At 46.6% G+C, this 16236-nt stretch carries 14 protein-coding genes; 2 read left to right on the top strand and 12 right to left on the bottom strand.

Annotation, left to right across the window (positions count from 1 at the left end; genetic code table 11):
* Positions 1–790: 790 nt before the first annotated feature.
* The 12 genes from CVU60_12360 to CVU60_12415 form a co-directional block, all read right to left on the bottom strand.
* Positions 791–1759, bottom strand: a complete 969-nt coding sequence (locus tag CVU60_12360; GenBank protein PKN41226.1) for a hypothetical protein — start codon at positions 1757–1759, stop codon at positions 791–793.
* A complete protein-coding gene (locus tag CVU60_12365) occupies positions 1756–3558 on the bottom strand; it encodes a hypothetical protein (GenBank protein ID PKN41227.1) in 1803 nt (600 codons plus the stop codon). Before CVU60_12365 ends, CVU60_12360 begins: the two co-directional genes overlap by 4 nt.
* On the bottom strand, positions 3452–4180 hold the full coding sequence (locus tag CVU60_12370; GenBank protein PKN41228.1) for a hypothetical protein: 729 nt from the start codon (positions 4178–4180) through the stop codon (positions 3452–3454). The genes CVU60_12365 and CVU60_12370 overlap by 107 nt, the downstream gene beginning before the upstream one ends.
* 22 nt (positions 4181–4202) lie before the next feature.
* On the bottom strand, positions 4203–4385 hold the full coding sequence (locus CVU60_12375) for a hypothetical protein (protein PKN41229.1): 183 nt from the start codon (positions 4383–4385) through the stop codon (positions 4203–4205).
* A 50-nt stretch (positions 4386–4435) separates the two neighbouring features.
* Entirely contained in the window at positions 4436–5605 is a 1170-nt protein-coding gene (locus tag CVU60_12380) for a restriction endonuclease (GenBank protein ID PKN41230.1), read from the bottom strand.
* Positions 5598–7118 carry an N-6 DNA methylase gene (locus tag CVU60_12385; protein PKN41231.1) on the bottom strand — a complete coding sequence of 507 codons (1521 nt, stop codon included), beginning with the start codon at positions 7116–7118 and terminating at the stop codon, positions 5598–5600. The genes CVU60_12380 and CVU60_12385 overlap by 8 nt, the downstream gene beginning before the upstream one ends.
* Positions 7119–10439, bottom strand: coding sequence for a restriction endonuclease subunit R (locus CVU60_12390; GenBank protein PKN41271.1), 3321 nt, complete (start codon positions 10437–10439; stop codon positions 7119–7121).
* A 42-nt stretch (positions 10440–10481) separates the two neighbouring features.
* Positions 10482–11984 (bottom strand): AAA family ATPase, encoded by a 1503-nt coding sequence (locus CVU60_12395; GenBank protein PKN41232.1) that lies wholly within the window; start codon positions 11982–11984, stop codon positions 10482–10484.
* Positions 11985–12250: 266 nt separating this feature from the next.
* Entirely contained in the window at positions 12251–12445 is a 195-nt protein-coding gene (locus CVU60_12400) for a hypothetical protein (GenBank protein PKN41233.1), read from the bottom strand.
* Between the two features lie 144 nt (positions 12446–12589).
* Complete coding sequence (locus tag CVU60_12405; GenBank protein PKN41234.1) at positions 12590–13150, bottom strand: hypothetical protein; 561 nt, start codon at positions 13148–13150, stop codon at positions 12590–12592.
* 201 nt (positions 13151–13351) lie between these two features.
* Positions 13352–13642 (bottom strand): hypothetical protein, encoded by a 291-nt coding sequence (locus tag CVU60_12410; protein ID PKN41235.1) that lies wholly within the window; start codon positions 13640–13642, stop codon positions 13352–13354.
* A gap of 11 nt (positions 13643–13653) precedes the next feature.
* Positions 13654–13923, bottom strand: coding sequence for a hypothetical protein (locus CVU60_12415; GenBank protein PKN41236.1), 270 nt, complete (start codon positions 13921–13923; stop codon positions 13654–13656).
* A 181-nt stretch (positions 13924–14104) separates the two neighbouring features.
* Between CVU60_12415 and CVU60_12420 the strand changes: the two genes are divergently transcribed.
* Together CVU60_12420 and CVU60_12425 are read left to right on the top strand one after the other, a co-directional pair.
* Positions 14105–14503 (top strand): hypothetical protein, encoded by a 399-nt coding sequence (locus tag CVU60_12420; protein ID PKN41237.1) that lies wholly within the window; start codon positions 14105–14107, stop codon positions 14501–14503.
* A gap of 15 nt (positions 14504–14518) precedes the next feature.
* On the top strand, positions 14519–15766 hold the full coding sequence (locus tag CVU60_12425) for a type II toxin-antitoxin system HipA family toxin (protein ID PKN41238.1): 1248 nt from the start codon (positions 14519–14521) through the stop codon (positions 15764–15766).
* Positions 15767–16236: the final 470 nt, after the last annotated feature.

Raw genomic sequence — 16236 nt, forward strand, 5'->3', positions numbered from 1 at the left:
TTCTGTTCAGTCTGATAAAGATCTTTTAATTGAGCTTACTGAACAAGCTCTTGTTGATGCTTGTATTCTTTTTAATATAAACAGAGAGTGGCTTGACGGGACTGATAACCAAATTTATCCCACATATGACTTCTATAAAAATCCAAAAGAATTTCAAATATTTGTCGACACTTTACTTTCTAAATCTCAATACAAAATTGACGGCGTATTACTTGTACCGTGTGAAAAAAAATCCGGACAGGAGTCGTTGCTTCTTCTTCAAGAAATAGTTGGATATATAGAAGAAAATCCTTACTATAGATACTATTTGATTAACAATTGGTTTTATTCTTACTGGAAATCTAGAGCGTATTTGACATCTTGCATAGCTACTTGTTGTGCAAAAAAAATTCTTGTGAAAGGATTATATTTACCTTCTTCTACTATAAAAATAATTTCTAGTGGCAATACTCTCATGCCTATGGGAAAATGTGGGATTTATCATTTTTGCGGAAAAAAATGGCATCCAGAAGACATGATATTATTACCTGATGAATTTTTAAAAGGAATTAATCCAGAAATTAACAAATTTGGATTGAAGGCTGGGTTAAAACTGTGGCTTGAGTTAGAGTCAAATGGCCATATGACATCTGGTTTAGAAGATAAAAACACAAAAATTAAATTTAAGACTAAATTAGAAAAAATGACAGGACGAGGCACTTGATTTTGGTGCCCGATTGTTGGTGTCTAGCGATACCTTCCGCTATATCATTCAAACTTCCGGCCATGATCTCTCCCGCCTTAAGCTATGCTAGACAGAACCAACTACCGTGAATTCTGTCTCGATATGATATGAAGCTGATGCTCCGGACATATGCGGCTGGAAGTCTTCTTCCAGCCTACAGCATTCCTCATAATCAAGCATGTTGATCCGAACATGATTGCCATCATTCCTGTCTCGTCTTTGATCCAACCCCTGACCGCAATCGACACCAGCGATGTCCGTTAGAATGTGTCTATCATGGGCGTCCACTCCATGCTGTTTTTCAAAATAAACCGTGAAATTAACTTTAAAATTTAAAGGAACAAGTCTTGGAATCTGCTCCTCACACAATCCCCTAAATTCTCTGCAAAGCTCAAGTCTTATCTCAGATCCAGGAGCTTTACCCCTGCGTTTGTCTCCCTTCAAAGCTGTGCAGACCTGAATTTCCATAATTGGATGTACGCAATCTGGTGAAGTCAACACAGAGATTATCTCAGTAAGCACATTGCAGAATCGGTCTTCCATGAAAAAATAAGGCTCAATAAGGACGACTCTTTTCGACCTCTTCAGCATGGGAGCCACAGCGGCTACAATATCCTTTGCGTTTCTGGTTGCCCTGCAACTCCGTGTACAATTCCATAGGTGATGGTCGCCGGTAACGATGTCGTCGAAAGGTATGACCCTTCCATGTTTTCGAGGATTGGCGTCTGCCAGAATACCATGAAATGGAAGCCGCGCATCCTCAACCTCTGCCTCGATCAGCCAATCGCCACCATTGAAGACCGAATGCTCTCGTATGACCGAATGAGGTAGCAGCCATTTATCTAAGAGGACTTCAAGTCGCATTCGGTCCATCTCAGACGCGCCTCCGAGCATCCGCATAACCTTCTGACGCCATTTACGCGGATATTGGGAAAGAACCCGACCCGTGTCGTTAAACGCATCTCTCAGAAAACCGTACTGTCGGGAGTACTCCGCGACAAGGACGCTTGGATCAAGAGCGTACTCTTGGATCATGAGAACAGCTCCTCTGATCTTTCAGCGAAGAAACCTCCTGGCCAGCGGGTCAAAAAGTCTCCGTCCTTATCAATGAGAATTTCCTTGAAAATTGTGCCATCCTCAGTTGCGCGGATGTGATAAATCGCCACCTGTTCCGGGTCTAATTTTGGGGCGTGTGGGGGTAGTTCATTACTAGACGTCTGACGAATTCGCCGCATGATCCTGAGCATTAGATGCTCACTATGAGTCTCAATGATGAAGCAGTTCCCCTTGGTCGTGCTTTCATGGATGAACAGATCCCCAAGTCCGACCTGAAGCTTTGGATGAATATGCAGTTCGGGCTGCTCGATAGACAATATGGAATTACGCGTTACCAGCGAAGCAACGACCACTGGCAGCACTTGGGAAATGCCGACACCTATGTCCTGAGGCATAACTTTTATGTTCTTTGCCTCTTCGACCAAATACAAACGTTTTTCTGGCCTTTGGGCCAAAATGTCATTCAGTTCTTGTTGATAATCATCAAGGCTTCTCCCAGAACGAAGGGCTGCCATGAGACGCCCGTTTTCATTAATCCGACGGAAGATTTCCATCTCAAGACGGTAGCCGCTATCAAGCCTTTCATCACTTGCCAGCCATTTATTCGCATCTTTAATCAATGCCTCGCCTTGGTTGCAAAGAGCATCCCAGGCTGCGAGACCATTTGACCAGCGGGACGGGTCAGGAGATTTTACCTCGACGTAGTTCCGTTCTGGCACTTCCCTGATCGGCCCAAGATAGCACATTTTTTCGAGATCATTGCGCACCATTTCACCGGGGCCGGTAATAAGCGACGTCAGGCAACTGGAAATGATGTGGGTGGCCTCTATGACGGCAGAGTAGTCCTCTAGCGGGATGTCGGATTCGAAAGATTTTGAAACAGGAAGGATACGTTCCCACTGTGGAAGAGGTGACGTCATGCCACGCAAAATTTTTCTATGTGAAAAATAATCTACAATTTCATTGTCGAGATCATCGGGTGTTCCTGCCCACCAGTTAATTAATTTATTGAGGGCTCCTGCATCGACGCCATCATAGTCTCCACCGTCCAAGGCAGCTTCAATCTCCCGCTTAAAAGCTGCGCTACCATCATTATTATCCCAGTAGACCGAATTGAATGGATTGAGGGAAAGGTAAACCAGTTCTTTTCCAGGAAGGAAATTCAGGGTCGCCAGAGACTCCTCGTTCACCATAACACTATATTCCGTAACAGCCGGTTTCCCCGCCATGGGGTTAAGGCTGTCGTCTTCGATAACTTGAACTGCGATGCCAACAGAGGCCGAGTTAACTCGACCGACAGCTTCTTTCAGTTCAATTTGCTCTTGATCCCAGAGCTTGGAATCATCTGTATCGTAATAATCCGGGAGAGGGTCAGCAGAAAGATCGAGATCAAAAGTGATCTTAATTGGGAGGCTTTGATCATGTTTGTAGACAAGATTACTGAACCCGCCCAGATCCATGCTACCACCGAGCAGGGTTTTGTCAGGATCTGTATTCTGCCGTAAAAAAATTTCACGGGCATAGTGCAGCGCTTGGACAACTGTACTTTTGCCAGCACTGTTCGCGCCGAAGAGCATGGTCAGGGGCTTCAGCTTGATGCGGCACGGCCCCTTGATGCCTTTGAAATTTTCCAGCGTGATGGCGGTAATAACCATGAGTCTCTCCTGAATACTAAGCAGCAAGCCACAATGTGGCGATCTCTGTACATGCAGCCTGTACGTGCTGCATGTTGCGTTTATAGGCTTTGGGAGCATGTACGACCTTTCCCGCGAACACATCCACAACAAAGCAGTTGTGCGGCTTCACGGAGGCCTCTGACGACAATATTTCGGCCAGGTATCGATAGAGCACTGTGCCAACAATGGGCATGGCTTCATCGGAAAGCGGGTGCGTTTTACCGAGGTAGAGTTTGATGCCGCCCACGATAGCCCCAGATTCGGAATCGGTGAGCAACACTTCTGGCCGGACACTTACATCCATACCCGCCAAGCTCATCTTGGGAACCGAATTCTCACCTTCAACCGGAGTATAGCCGTTGGTAGGAACCTGTTCCGCGATATTGAGAAAAGAAATGAGCGCTTGAGTACAGAGGTCTGCGGTTTGTCCTTCCCAACTTTCCTGATTCGCCATGGCGGAAAGAGATGCTATTGCTCGTTGTAACTGGTCCGTGTTGGGTCTGTGTATGGTGAAATATGCCTTGATGGCCTGTTCGGCCTTGGCATATCGCGCCACAATGAAATCCTTGGGTTCACGTTGTTCCTTAATGATGGTACTCCGACGCCCCGGCAAGGGGGCGGAAAGATACTCCCCGAGTTTGTTCAAAGACATGCGAGGATTCGTACGTTCACGCTGCGTATACATATCGAGAAACTCCCTGCTGGCGACCGGAGTCGCCAGCATGCAAATTGTTCTACTCTGTGGATTAATCGCGACGATCGTCCACTTCTTTGGCAACGCCTTTAAACGGCTTGCCGTCTTCTTTAACGTCCATGAACCTGCCGGTCTCCGTATCTCGTTTTACCCATTGACCAGTATTAGGATTTTGCACCTGCGTGCGATCATTGACGCTACCCTGTCGGTATCCTTTGCCTGTGTTTTTGGCCATTTGTGGCCTCCAAGAGAGTTAAAGAGTTACAGTCATAAGACAAAGCTTTGCTATAAATCCCCCCGGAACGCGCGTTGTTGGAGGGAGGAGAAAATATTATTTGAGACATCTGCAAGCTGTTCAAGTTTCTTCCATGTTACTTTTGCTCTGAGAACCGTATCCGAAAATTGTTGCTGCAATTTCATATCAGGAACGAGCATCTTGAAATTCGACAGTTGTGTTTTGTTGATCGTGGCAATGCCAGTGGTTTGCTTCGCTGCGCATAGAAAATATCTTTTTCCTCGAATACTTCCGATCAAAAAACTGGCGTATTCAGGAAGGACAAACGATGTGTCAAAACGGACTTTGAAAATATGATTTTGGTGTATGCAAGGAGAAATGGATCCATCCCAAACAGCACCCCTGCCCAATTTGTCGGGATCCCCTCCTTCAGTAAGAAGAAGATCACCTTTTTTTATTGAAAACCTTGCTACATCAGTTGGGGAGACGGAAATGGATTTCATGTCAGAAGTATCAATCCAACCATCTTGGACATTCGCAACACGCATGTACGGCACTTCAACAAGCTTTAGTTCCTTGTACTTTTTGCCCTTCGTCACACCAGAACCGATAGATGCAACATTTTTAAGAAGCACTTCATCCCACCCCATAGAATTCGTCACCGGATCACCGAACATTTTTAGAAAAACAGAGCGCAAGAAGGTGTCGGCCAGTGCAATGGCATCCTGACGCTTGCGGCGAATGGTGTCGACCTGGTCCAGAATGGCGGCAATGCGTTTTTGTTCGGGCAGGGGTGGAAGAGGGATTTTTATTTCAGCAACACTCTGAGGTCTTGCTCGAAGTAATGACCCACCAATCCCAGCAACCGTTTGCATAAAAGAATGATGAAAAACATCAGAAAGCAGAACATGTCTGAGGTATTGAGGAAAAAAATCTTTTCCTCTAAATATAATCCACTCACTAGATGCGATTTGTCTGGTCGAGTTAGCTGGCCCGACAATCCACACTCTTCTGATATGGGGCACTATTCGAGATAAAAGTACATCATTTTCTTGGACAACCTTCTTCGACGAACCAATTTCACTACCGAAAAGGATCTCCGGAGAATACTGATCATAGGCTGGAATGCTAAACAATTCAAAAGCTTCATCTGAGAATTTCTTTGGATCTACAGATCCTCCCCGCGAAACCATGTAGTCACCCAATGAAACGTTATTCATTGATCATCCCTTTCAGTACTTTCAAATCGCTCAGAATATCTGTCTCAAGCGCTTCCATCTTTTCAATGATAACTTTAGGCTCGTCGTACCCCTGCTCTTCATACTTATCTTCCTTGTAACGAGTAATGGAGAGGTCGTACTTGCTGTTCACGATATCATTTTTGGGAATGAAGAACGCCTTGCTGCTTCTATCTGTATCCTTTATAGAATCACGATTTTCCCAACGTTCCAGAAGTTGTGGCAAGTCGTTAGCCGTGATCTTGGTGCGTTTGTCATCCAGAGAATAACCGTCGTTTTGCACGTCGTAGAAGAAGACGTCCCGCGTATCGCCGCCCTTGGAGAAAATAAGAATTCCGGTGGAAACTCCCGCGTAGGGCTTGAACACACCAGCAGGCAAGGAGATGACGGCTTCCAACTGATTTTCTTCTACCAGAGCCATACGCAGTGCCAAATGTGCCTGTGAGGAACCAAAAAGTACGCCATCCGGCACGATGACCGCGGCTCTGCCGCCCATCTTCAACATTCGCAGAATAAGCAGAACAAAAAGCAACTCAGTCTTCTTGGTCTTAACCTTTTTCACTAGGGAAGGGTGTACCCGGTCGAAGTCAATAGCACCTTTGAAAGGCGGGTTGGCCAGGATGACGTTAAAGGCGTTTACCGACTTCTCCGGGAAATTGTCAGAGAAGCTGCTGGCCAGGGTATCCTGGTAGTGAATGTGGGGCACTTTCACCCCATGAAGGATCATATTCATTGCCGAGACACGCAGCATGGTGGCGTCAAAATCAAAACCGGTAAGGAAACCGTTGTTGATGTGGTCCTTTTGTTCAGTTCTGAGCTTGTCCAGACTGTAAATTTTTCCCGTTTCCTCTGACTCAAAAATTCCTTCATCGGAAGTGTACGTTTCCATCATATGATGAAGAGTTTCGACCAGAAAGCCGGCTGTGCCGCATGCCGGATCGCATACCTTCTCATCGGGCTTGGGGTCGATCAGTTTGACGATGGTATGAATGATATGTCGCGGTGTTCGGAACTGTCCGGCGATACCCGCCTGATTCAATTTGCTGAGAAGATGTTCGTATAGATTGCCTTTCGTGTCACCACCACCAACCAAGGGCATCTTGTTTACCGCATTGACGGCGAGTTCGACCAGTTCTGGTTTCTGGATCATAAGCTGAGCGCCTTTCATAAAGGAGCCATATCCATCAACCTGTTCAAAATGTTTGAAAATCTCATCGCGTAGTAAAGGGAGAAGTTGAGCGCCGGTTTTGTCATTGAAGTCGCTCCAACGCAGATGCTGCTGGTCCTTCTTGAAAATTCGCTCCTCTTCCTTCAACGCTTTCCCCGTGCGTTTGGCGATCACCTCATGCCTAGTCTCCGTGATGTCCAGAAGTCGGGCAAAGATCAGATACGAGATCTGTTCAATGACCGTGATAGGGTTGGTGATGCCGCCGGAATGAAAATCCAGCCAGAGATTGTCCAATTTGCTCATAATATCTTTCTCAGGAGAGGTCATTTACAGCTCAGTTCGTTTGTAGGTTTCAGGGTCAAAGGTTGTTACTATATCGATGATCGCGTCGATCTGTTCATCATTGTCATGAAATACACCGTCCAGGCCATTGGCGTGCAGGTCGGTGAAAGGGGCGTCGTAAAGCTGGGCAACCTTAATTGCGCCGTTTTTGCTAATGATACGCTGCAAGGTTGTCAGAAAATGACTTTGCATTGGATCCAGCCAGTATTTGGACTGAAAGTGGGCGAATTTCTCCTTTACGACCTCGATTTCCATGCCCACGATGGACCGAAGGATCACGTCCAATGGGGCCGCTTCAGGATAAAATTCGAGTAGGTCGTCGTACTCGACATTGGGTACCTGAGCCACAGCCATGGAAAGGACGGACTTCATTTCCCCTTCACTCACAGACTCCCCTGTCCGGATTTTCTTGAGTGTGACGTTCTCAGTAAACAGAGGTTCAAGTACCGCATGCAACCGACGGCGATAGGCCTCCATGTCCATAGCGGTCAGGGTGGTCTTCCGGCGCTGGAACTGAATATCACCATCTTTGACGTCGATCACGGGGATGAGCGGAGGCTGGGTTCCACCTCGCTCTTTGTACTTCATAATGCCCCGTAATTCACTTCGAACTTCTTCTAAGCCATCAAAAGAAACCGAATCCCAAAAATCTTGTTTCAAAATGTTTTTGATAGTCTCGGCCTTTTGGCGAACCTGATTCAGATGCATGGGCAGAAGGGACACCTGATCCTGAATCTCGTTTTTTAAATCCTCAAGCCGACTGCCCTGCACAAGAAGCTCATTCTGGGTGAGGGCAATACGCATATCAAAGGCCTTGGCCTCGGCCCGGCCACGAATATTGACCCATTGCATGAGGGGCGCGATTTCTGCCTTCAGGAGCTGCGCCGTGTCTGGCGAAAATCTTTCAAGCACCTCTATGGGCTCGACAGATCGTTTCTGACGCCACTTGTCGCGCACATTGATACTTGTTTCAGGCAAATCAATAATGTCTTTCTGGATGAGCCTAACGACCTTGCCGAAGATTTCCAGCTCACCTTTTTGGAGAGCGGTTTCCGCCAGTTTGATACGGGCCTCGAAAAGAAGTTGCATCAGTGACTTTTTGGTACCCGGTTCGGCTTCTGTGGCGTTTTCTTCGAAGTAGTCGAAATTTCCCCAATGATCGAAGATACGGAAGATACTCTTGTCCTTGCCGGGACCGTACAAGTCTTTGCACAACCGGGTGCCACGGCCAATCATCTGCCAAAATTTTACATAAGACTTCAATGGCTTGGCAAAGACGAGGTTGACCACCTCCGGCACATCGATTCCAGTGTCAAGCATGTCCACTGACACTGCAATGGTCAGATCATGGTCAGGATCTTTGAAATCATCTATGAGCTGCTCGGCACGAGGATCATAGTTGTCGATGACTTGGCAAAATTTACCTCCAAGTTGAGGATACATCTCGTCAAATAGTTCGACTATGAGCATAGCATGCCGATGGTTTCTGGCAAATATGATGCTTTTGCCTGGAAGCTGCTCCGTGGCGTCGCGAAGACCGTACTCCATGAGATTCTTTATAATTTTACGGTTTGTATCCTTATTGTAGATCTGCTTATCGATTTGCTGCTGCTCGAAGTCGAAAAATTCGGAATCATATCCGCTTTCTTCAAGCTCCTTGCGCTGCTCCTCGGTCATGTCCCTGTACTTGATGCCATCACGCAAGAATTTGGTTGTATGCGTGAATAGCTCAAAGGGGCACAGGAAATCGTCTTCCACACCTTCATCATAAGAATAGTAAAAGGTCGGGTCCTGATCTTGGCACTGGAACATCTCGAAGGTGTTGTGGCTGATGCTGCTGCGCGGTGTCGCGGTCAGTCCAATCTGCAAGCTATCAAAATATTTGAAAATGTCTCCATATACATTATAGATACTTCGATGAGATTCATCCGCAATGATCAGGTCGAAAAAGCCTACGTCAAAAGTCTGATAGACCTTGAGCATTGCCGGATAGGTCGCCAGGTACACACGAAACTCTCGCTTTCTGTAGGTCGAACTCGTCACTTCAATAAGCGGGAAATCCGTCAGTTCCTGAAAGGCATTCTTGGCCTGTTTGCGTAGCTCCAAGCGATCGCAAAGAAACAGGATGCGCCTTGCCCAGCGGGCACTCGAAAGCGCCTCAGTCAAGGAAACTGCGATACGGGTTTTTCCTGTGCCAGTGCCAAGAACAAAAAGGCCTTTGCGCCTTTTATCTGTGAAAATACCCAGAGCATTGCGGATAGCGTCGAGCTGATACTTGCGACCGGCAATATCCCGATTCAATTCAACCGTGGAAAGGTCGGCCTTCACGTCCCTCTGTTTGACGAGATACTGCAAGCTATCCTTGGAATAGAAGCCGTATATTTTCCTTTCGGGATACCCCTGATTCTTGTGGTCGTCCCAAATGAAAATGTCGAAGCCATTGGTATAGAAGATGACCGGGCGTTGGCCGTATTCTTTTTCAAGCCCATCAGCGTAACACTCAGCTTGCTTCTTTCCAACCTTTGCGTCCCCGGATGTCTTTTTCGCTTCGATGACAGCCAAGGGCATGTCGTCATCGCCCCACAGGACATAGTCGGCGTACCCCTTGCCGGTCTTGGTTGGCTGGTCGGATATTTCCCACTCCAGAGAAACAGCATTAGAATCGTCCACGTTCCAGCCGACTTCAGCTAGCTGAAGGTCTATTAGTCGCTTCCGTGTCTCTTCTTCGCTAAACTTGAGTTCGGAGGAAGCAATTTGGGCTGATTTCTTGAGAGCCTCGACGGCCATCTTGGCTTCTTTGGCCTTCTTGCGCTCTTCCTCAAGCAGTTCCGAAATCCGCTGAAGTTCACTTTCCTTCGCCGCAAGGACAGTAGCCTGGTCTCTGCTAATTTTTGGTGGAAACGCGAACTGAGTGCAATCCGACACGTTACCCTGCCCGGCGGTCACATAAAGCCAACAACCAAGGTCGTAGGCTTCACGCAGGACGTGCTTAGCCTCTTCCACAGTGGCAGGCCTACCGTGGGCAGCGGCATTCCCAATCTTGCGGATAATATGAAATTTGTTCTGAACAGCCGAATCGACAAGCCGGGTAAAGACATCTGCTTTGAGAAGATCATACAAATTTTGCGACTCAGGCATTTCAAGGGCGACGACTTCGTAAATCCAGAGCACCATCTGTTCTGCATAGTTGCGAAGCTTCACCAGCGCACTTGGCGGATCATCATAGAGATATTGTTCAGCGAAGGCCCCAAGATCAGCAAGATGAGACCATTTTGCTCTTAGCATCTCAAAATTTTGTGATTCCATGTTCAAGCTCATACGCTCACTAAGGCAAGAGGCGTGCCATCACTACTCCACACCATATTTTTTGAGCCAATTCGTTAAGGTTTGATAATTGGATATGCCTAAAATTTTAGCAGCTTGCGTCTTATTTCCATGAGCATCATCAAGGGCACGGTTCAGATAATGCTGTGCAACAATGCCCATGAGTTCCTGTAAGTCGAAATCGTCTTCCATGGGCCTGTTAAGAATATCCGGGGCCTTGGTCGAAAGCGCAGGAATCAAGGCTTCCCGCACATCTTCGCTTCGTATTGTGTCCTCATCAGTCCAGATCGTAGCACGTCGAAGCGTGTTCAACAGTTCCCGAACATTTCCAGGCCAGGAGTGTTGGAGCAGAAGATTTTTTGCGGAGACAGTAATTTTTTTATGCCGAAACCCAGGCTCATCCATGCTCTCCTCGTTAACCTGCTCAATAAGCCTTTCGATGAGGAGACTGAGATCGCCCGGTCGTTCTTTGAGAGAGGGCAGCCTGAAAACAGCAACAGCCAAGCGGTAGAACAAGTCGGAGCGAAAAGCACCGGTGACAGTTTCATCAATAAGATTCCGGTTTGTAGCGGCGATAATACGAACATCAATGTTTTTTGGCGTTGTCGTACCAAGCTTTGTGATTTCTCCCTCCTGAAGAGTTCTCAATAGCTTCACCTGTGCGGGCATTGGAAGCTCGCCGACTTCATCAAGAAACAAGGTCCCCCCCTCGGCGGCCTCGAAATAGCCGACTTTTGCTCTGTCGGCTCCCGTGAATGCACCTTTGGCGTGGCCAAATAATTCCGACTCAACAAGTTCAGACGGGATTGCGCCACAGTTCACCGCAACAAACGGCTTCTCCTTCCTCAGGCTGGCCTTGTGTATAGCCCGCGCCAATAACTCTTTTCCGGTGCCGGATTCTCCTTCAATAAGAACCGGAACTGATCGAGCAGCCACCTTCTTCGCCTTATGAATGACACGTTGCATGACTCGGCTTCGATGAATTATAGCATCAAATTCAGGGGCTTTTGGTGGAAGTGACGCTGTTTGCTCTTCTAATTTTTTGTCCGAAGCTTTGAGGAATTCCGGGATAAACTCCGCCGACAAGTCGAAAGGAATGGAGACGGTTTGGACTCCATGCCGATAGGAGGACTCAATAAGTTCCGCAGGGAATCGGGTTTTGGCGAGAATTATCCAGACTGCGGCCATGGCAGGGGTACCAGGACTCAGATGAAAGGTGAGTTCGGGAACAATCCTGTTTTTCTTGAGGACTGTTTCAAGTGTCTCGACTACAGCCTGATGAATTTCGCCGTAATTCGTTGGCGACGAGAGATGTTTGAAATGAATTGAGAGCGGGCTTTTGGTATGCCCGCCAAGCCAGTTTATGAAGAGCTTGGTTTCTTCATCCTGATAATCGCTTATAAGATGAATCTGGTCGAAAAGACGAGTTGACACAGCCTGTGCAATGGGGCCAAGGCCGATCGCGTCTGACTCGTTGACAGCTCTTAAATCCGTCTGGCCAACCCATGTAAAAAGTATTTTGCCCATGACGATCGCTACAATTTTTTTTATGACTCAACAATTATTTTTATCACCTACATAATAATTCTGCCAAACAACTCGGATAAATGGAATGATGTACTTTCAGACTTTTCAAACTGTACTCGAGAATCTGTCCGATTCACAAGCATCAACCTTAAAGCAATGCACATGTAAGATCGATTTCAGGCCGGCTGGTCTTGATGTGACGCACTCGTCTTGAAATCTTCAACTTTCTTATTTGAAGACTCTTTTACTCTGGATCCTCTTTCCGTTTAAGCTCTTTGTCCTAGCCTTAGTTCCTCACAAATTTCCTTTTCTTTTTCCAATACCTTATTGGCAGCGTCCAGTTTTGCTTCAAGAACGGCTTTCGTAGTCTCAAGTTCGGCCCGTTCCTTTTTTTCATTCTCAAGTGCTTTCCGTAACTTCTCTAATTCATCTACCATCTTCGCCTTGTCACGTTCCAACATCTCTCGTCTCTGTTCCTCGTTGCCGATATTAAGCCTTGCTGATTCCAAGCGTGCTTGAAAAACAGCTCTGTCTCTTTCAGCCTCTACGTGATCTTGCCGCGCTTTTTCATACTCTTGCCTAAGCTTTGCAACATCAATCGATAATTATGAATGTTCGTTAAGAGATAAATCAACTTTAAGTTGCATTTTCCCAAGATCTACTCGAACCGATTCTGCGTCCTTTTGCTCTCGCTTAACAATTCCTGTAAGATTGATAATTTCTTTGTGTCGTTCAGCAGCAATAGCAGACATAGCGTCTCGTTCGGTAGCGATAGCCGCGATGGACACTTTTAACGTTTCAATCTCAACCTCAAGCGCCTCGCCAGCGGTTGCCAACTCCAATGCCTCATTTTTTGCCTGGGATAGTTGGTCTTCGATCTCCGCTTTCGCTTGTACAGCAACTCGATCAAGTTCACGAGCTATCACTGTCGTCACAGCTTCTGGCAGCGCTGCACACGCAACAGTCCTATTTTGTTGTAAATCTCTCCACTCCACCATATGCTTGTGAATCGTGTTTGGGCTTCCGGTCCCAAGTACTTGCCGTATTCCATTTATTGTCGCCTGCTTTCCAGATCCGACGAGTTCTTCTATCGCAGATACTACCTGTCCATAACTTATACCTTCTCTTGCCACATCCTCCTCCATTTCGTATTGTATTCGTATCATATTTATTTATGATATTATCATATGATACATATTAAATATGCATGATATCTTATATGTTGGGATTCAAAAATTAATTTTAACTTACAAAATTTTTTGATACATTTTTTAATTAAATTATTATTAGCAGCTAAAATTTGAGAGTCCCCCCACATTTTCAAGAAAATTGTGGGGGGACTCTCAAATTTAACTTAAAGCTTTTTTTTAAATGCCAAGCCTAATAAAATTTTCCTTGTCAATTTCTGACGAAACGGTCTCTTCACCCGCATCAGATAGCCGTACGTCTCGAATATTGACAAGATTTATCACATATCCATGCTGTGTTAAGAGTTCTGGTTTTCTATTTCCGCTAATCATATCGTTAATTTGATCCTCATAGTCAGCAACAATTGCCTTAATATCATCTTCAACATCATCGGTAAATTCATCATCATTTACTTCGATATCAATAGTAAATTTACTGACAACTTCAAATTCAACACTGCATTTTCCCATAATACTCCCTATTACTTAAACAAACGGTTAAATTTTTTTTCCAACATCTGGACCCGCTCAGACAGTTTTTCCACCATGGCCCTCTCAGCGTCCCTAGAAGCTGGATTGTTTGACAACACGGACTTTGATTCAACAGCTCTGCGTGCACGGGATGCTAGAATTGATAAATAGCCGATGCTTATCCCATGACGTCTCGCAACCGACGACAACGTACCCAAACCGGCCAAAACTTCTCCAACTGCCGCTAATTTCGATTGGTCATCCAAAATCTTTGCGCTCATGCTTATCCTCCTATGTATCGTTTTGTTAATATGATTTTATCATAATGCTAACTTTTGTCAAGAAAAAAATAGCAAAATGATATAAAAATAACATTTAGCTATTTTTGCTTTCCGGTCTCGATTAGCATATTGTGACTAATGACTGAATGACACTGCTTTTGCCGAAATCAAGGAGAAAGACATGGCTTACAAATTAGGTGCTGATCTCCCGTTCGACGAAGTCTTCAAACGAATTTCCGAGAAGACTGAAATCACAACTTCCACAGATCTGGCAAAAGTGCTCGGCATTTCCGGCCCGTCCATCTCTCGGCAAAAAAGCAACAACTCTTTTCCGGCTGCTTGGTTGGTCTTGCTCGCAGCTAAATTTGGAATTGATCTCAACTACCTCGCGTTCGGTGAGGAGATTTGCCGCAAGCCTGTTACTTGCGACGAAGATCTTGAAACCATAGCAATTTCTTATTTCAATAGCCGACATCCCGATATCTCTTCAAAAATTTCTTCTGCTGAAAGGGCCATCATCGTTGGTGAGGTGAAGACGTTGCTCGATCGCTTTGCGCAACACCTCAAATCTGCCGAGTAGCCTGGGAAGGGCAAAATGAACACAGCATCTTCTCCAAAAATCGTGGTCTTTATGCGGTTGCCGTCATTGCAGGAATATCTTGTGGCAGGCACACTCTGGCAGAACGAGAAAGGCTATTGTTTTTGCTATGATCAAGAATATTTGCGCCGAGACGATGCCATTCCAATAGATCCTTGGCAGTTACCTTTATCCGATGATGAATTTATAAACCGAGAGTTATTCAGCGCACTTCGTGACGCGGCCCCGGATCGATGGGGCCGAAGGGTATTGAGTTGGATCGCTGGTCATCCATCTGAAAAGATGTCTGAAATTGAGATCCTGACCGCAGTTCATTACCCACAGCGCATCGGAGCGCTTGCATTTGGCAGTTCAAAAACTCATCCGGAATCGCTTGCGCCTTGGACGGCGAGTCAAACTGTTTTCACTGCGCCTGAAGACATCAAGCCCGTAGCAAACATTGTTGGTCACATCGATCGAATGGAAGACGATGAAATTGAGAACGACCAATGCGCCGTCCTCGACAAAAATGCACTTCAAACTGCGCTTGCCGCGAGCTTATCCCTTGGTGGAGCGCGTCCAAAAGCTTTGGTTATTGAGGGAGGGCAGACTTGGGTCGCGAAATTTTCATCTTGCGAAGACACTTGGCGCGAACCAATAATTGAACAAGCAACCATGACGCTGGCTGCAAAATGCGGCATCACTGTGGCTCAAACTCGACTCACAGAAGTGGACGGACAGCCCATTCTGCTCGTAAAGCGTTTTGACCGTCTGAATGGGGTTGCCCATCATTTTGTTTCCGGGTTCACTGTGACAGGTGCCAATGAAGATGGAAACTGGGGCAGCTACCAAAATCTAGCCGAAAAAGCCCGCCTCCTCGGAGACAAAGAATCAGGCCCGGAAATTTTTCGGCGAATGGTATTTAATGCGCTGTGTTCCAACAGAGATGACCACCTCCGGAACCACGCGTTCTTTGTGACACGAGATCGCATTGCCATGACCCCCGCGTACGATCTGGTCCCGTCCCCGATACGTTGCAAAGAATGGCAACTATCACTTGTCTGCGGCCTTGAAGGCCGCGTTGCGACAAAGTCTAATCTCCTGAGCGACGTTCAGCCTTTTGGTCTTTCCTCACTTGAGGCGGGCCAGATCTGGGATGAAATGACTAATATTGTCGTAGGATGGCGCGAGCACTTCACATCATGCGGCGTCACACAACACGAAATGGAAGATCTCAAGTACCGTTTTTTGCTGGTCGGGAGTTAACTCGTCAGAAAGTTGCTACGCTGTAAGACAAAGAAAGGGGCTGCAATTGCAGCCCCTTAATTATTTTGTAATCACCCTTGCCACAGGATGATTTGTCATGTTGCCGGTTGCCACCCGACCCTAGCGTGCTTCGCCCGGACTGATTTTGCAGTCCCAGATGTCCTTCACTTCTGCGCTCGACTTTTGCTGCCGCCTCACGCTGCTCTGCACTATTTATGCAGATTCGGACGCATCTGTTCCTTACGGAAAGGTTACGACTACCACGCCTCTGTCGCCTGGTTGCGCCATGCGCAACCAGATTCGATCACTGATTCATCAAAAACAGCACGTACCTTTTGGCCGCCCGCTGTCGTGAGCTTCTACCTCACTATGCGTTATGTTTAACTTAGGCGCCCACTGTGCCTGTGCTTTCATCGCCGGGGCAAATCCCAGACATTATTGCTTCTTTCGGGTTACGAGGTGCCGAAGCT

The sequence above is a fragment of the Deltaproteobacteria bacterium HGW-Deltaproteobacteria-18 genome (genome assembly GCA_002841885.1).
Taxonomy (GTDB): Bacteria; Desulfobacterota; Desulfovibrionia; order Desulfovibrionales; family Desulfomicrobiaceae; genus Desulfomicrobium.

Bases quoted from the DNA above. Each gene is read 5' to 3' on its own strand.
- CVU60_12365 (PKN41227.1), bottom strand. From the start codon at position 3,558: ATGTGTTCGCGGGAAAGGTCGTACATGCTCCCAAAGCCTATAAACGCA.
- CVU60_12375 (PKN41229.1), bottom strand. From the start codon at position 4,385: ATGGCCAAAAACACAGGCAAAGGATACCGACAGGGTAGCGTCAATGAT.
- CVU60_12420 (PKN41237.1), top strand. From the start codon at position 14,105: ATGGCTTACAAATTAGGTGCTGATCTCCCGTTCGACGAAGTCTTCAAA.
- CVU60_12400 (PKN41233.1), bottom strand. From the start codon at position 12,445: ATGTTGGAACGTGACAAGGCGAAGATGGTAGATGAATTAGAGAAGTTA.
- CVU60_12370 (PKN41228.1), bottom strand. From the start codon at position 4,180: ATGCTGGCGACTCCGGTCGCCAGCAGGGAGTTTCTCGATATGTATACG.
- CVU60_12380 (PKN41230.1), bottom strand. From the start codon at position 5,605: ATGAATAACGTTTCATTGGGTGACTACATGGTTTCGCGGGGAGGATCT.
- CVU60_12405 (PKN41234.1), bottom strand. From the start codon at position 13,150: ATGATACGAATACAATACGAAATGGAGGAGGATGTGGCAAGAGAAGGT.
- CVU60_12390 (PKN41271.1), bottom strand. From the start codon at position 10,439: ATGGAATCACAAAATTTTGAGATGCTAAGAGCAAAATGGTCTCATCTT.
- CVU60_12395 (PKN41232.1), bottom strand. From the start codon at position 11,984: ATGGGCAAAATACTTTTTACATGGGTTGGCCAGACGGATTTAAGAGCT.
- CVU60_12415 (PKN41236.1), bottom strand. From the start codon at position 13,923: ATGAGCGCAAAGATTTTGGATGACCAATCGAAATTAGCGGCAGTTGGA.
- CVU60_12385 (PKN41231.1), bottom strand. From the start codon at position 7,118: ATGACCTCTCCTGAGAAAGATATTATGAGCAAATTGGACAATCTCTGG.
- CVU60_12410 (PKN41235.1), bottom strand. From the start codon at position 13,642: ATGGGAAAATGCAGTGTTGAATTTGAAGTTGTCAGTAAATTTACTATT.
- CVU60_12425 (PKN41238.1), top strand. From the start codon at position 14,519: ATGAACACAGCATCTTCTCCAAAAATCGTGGTCTTTATGCGGTTGCCG.
- CVU60_12360 (PKN41226.1), bottom strand. From the start codon at position 1,759: ATGATCCAAGAGTACGCTCTTGATCCAAGCGTCCTTGTCGCGGAGTAC.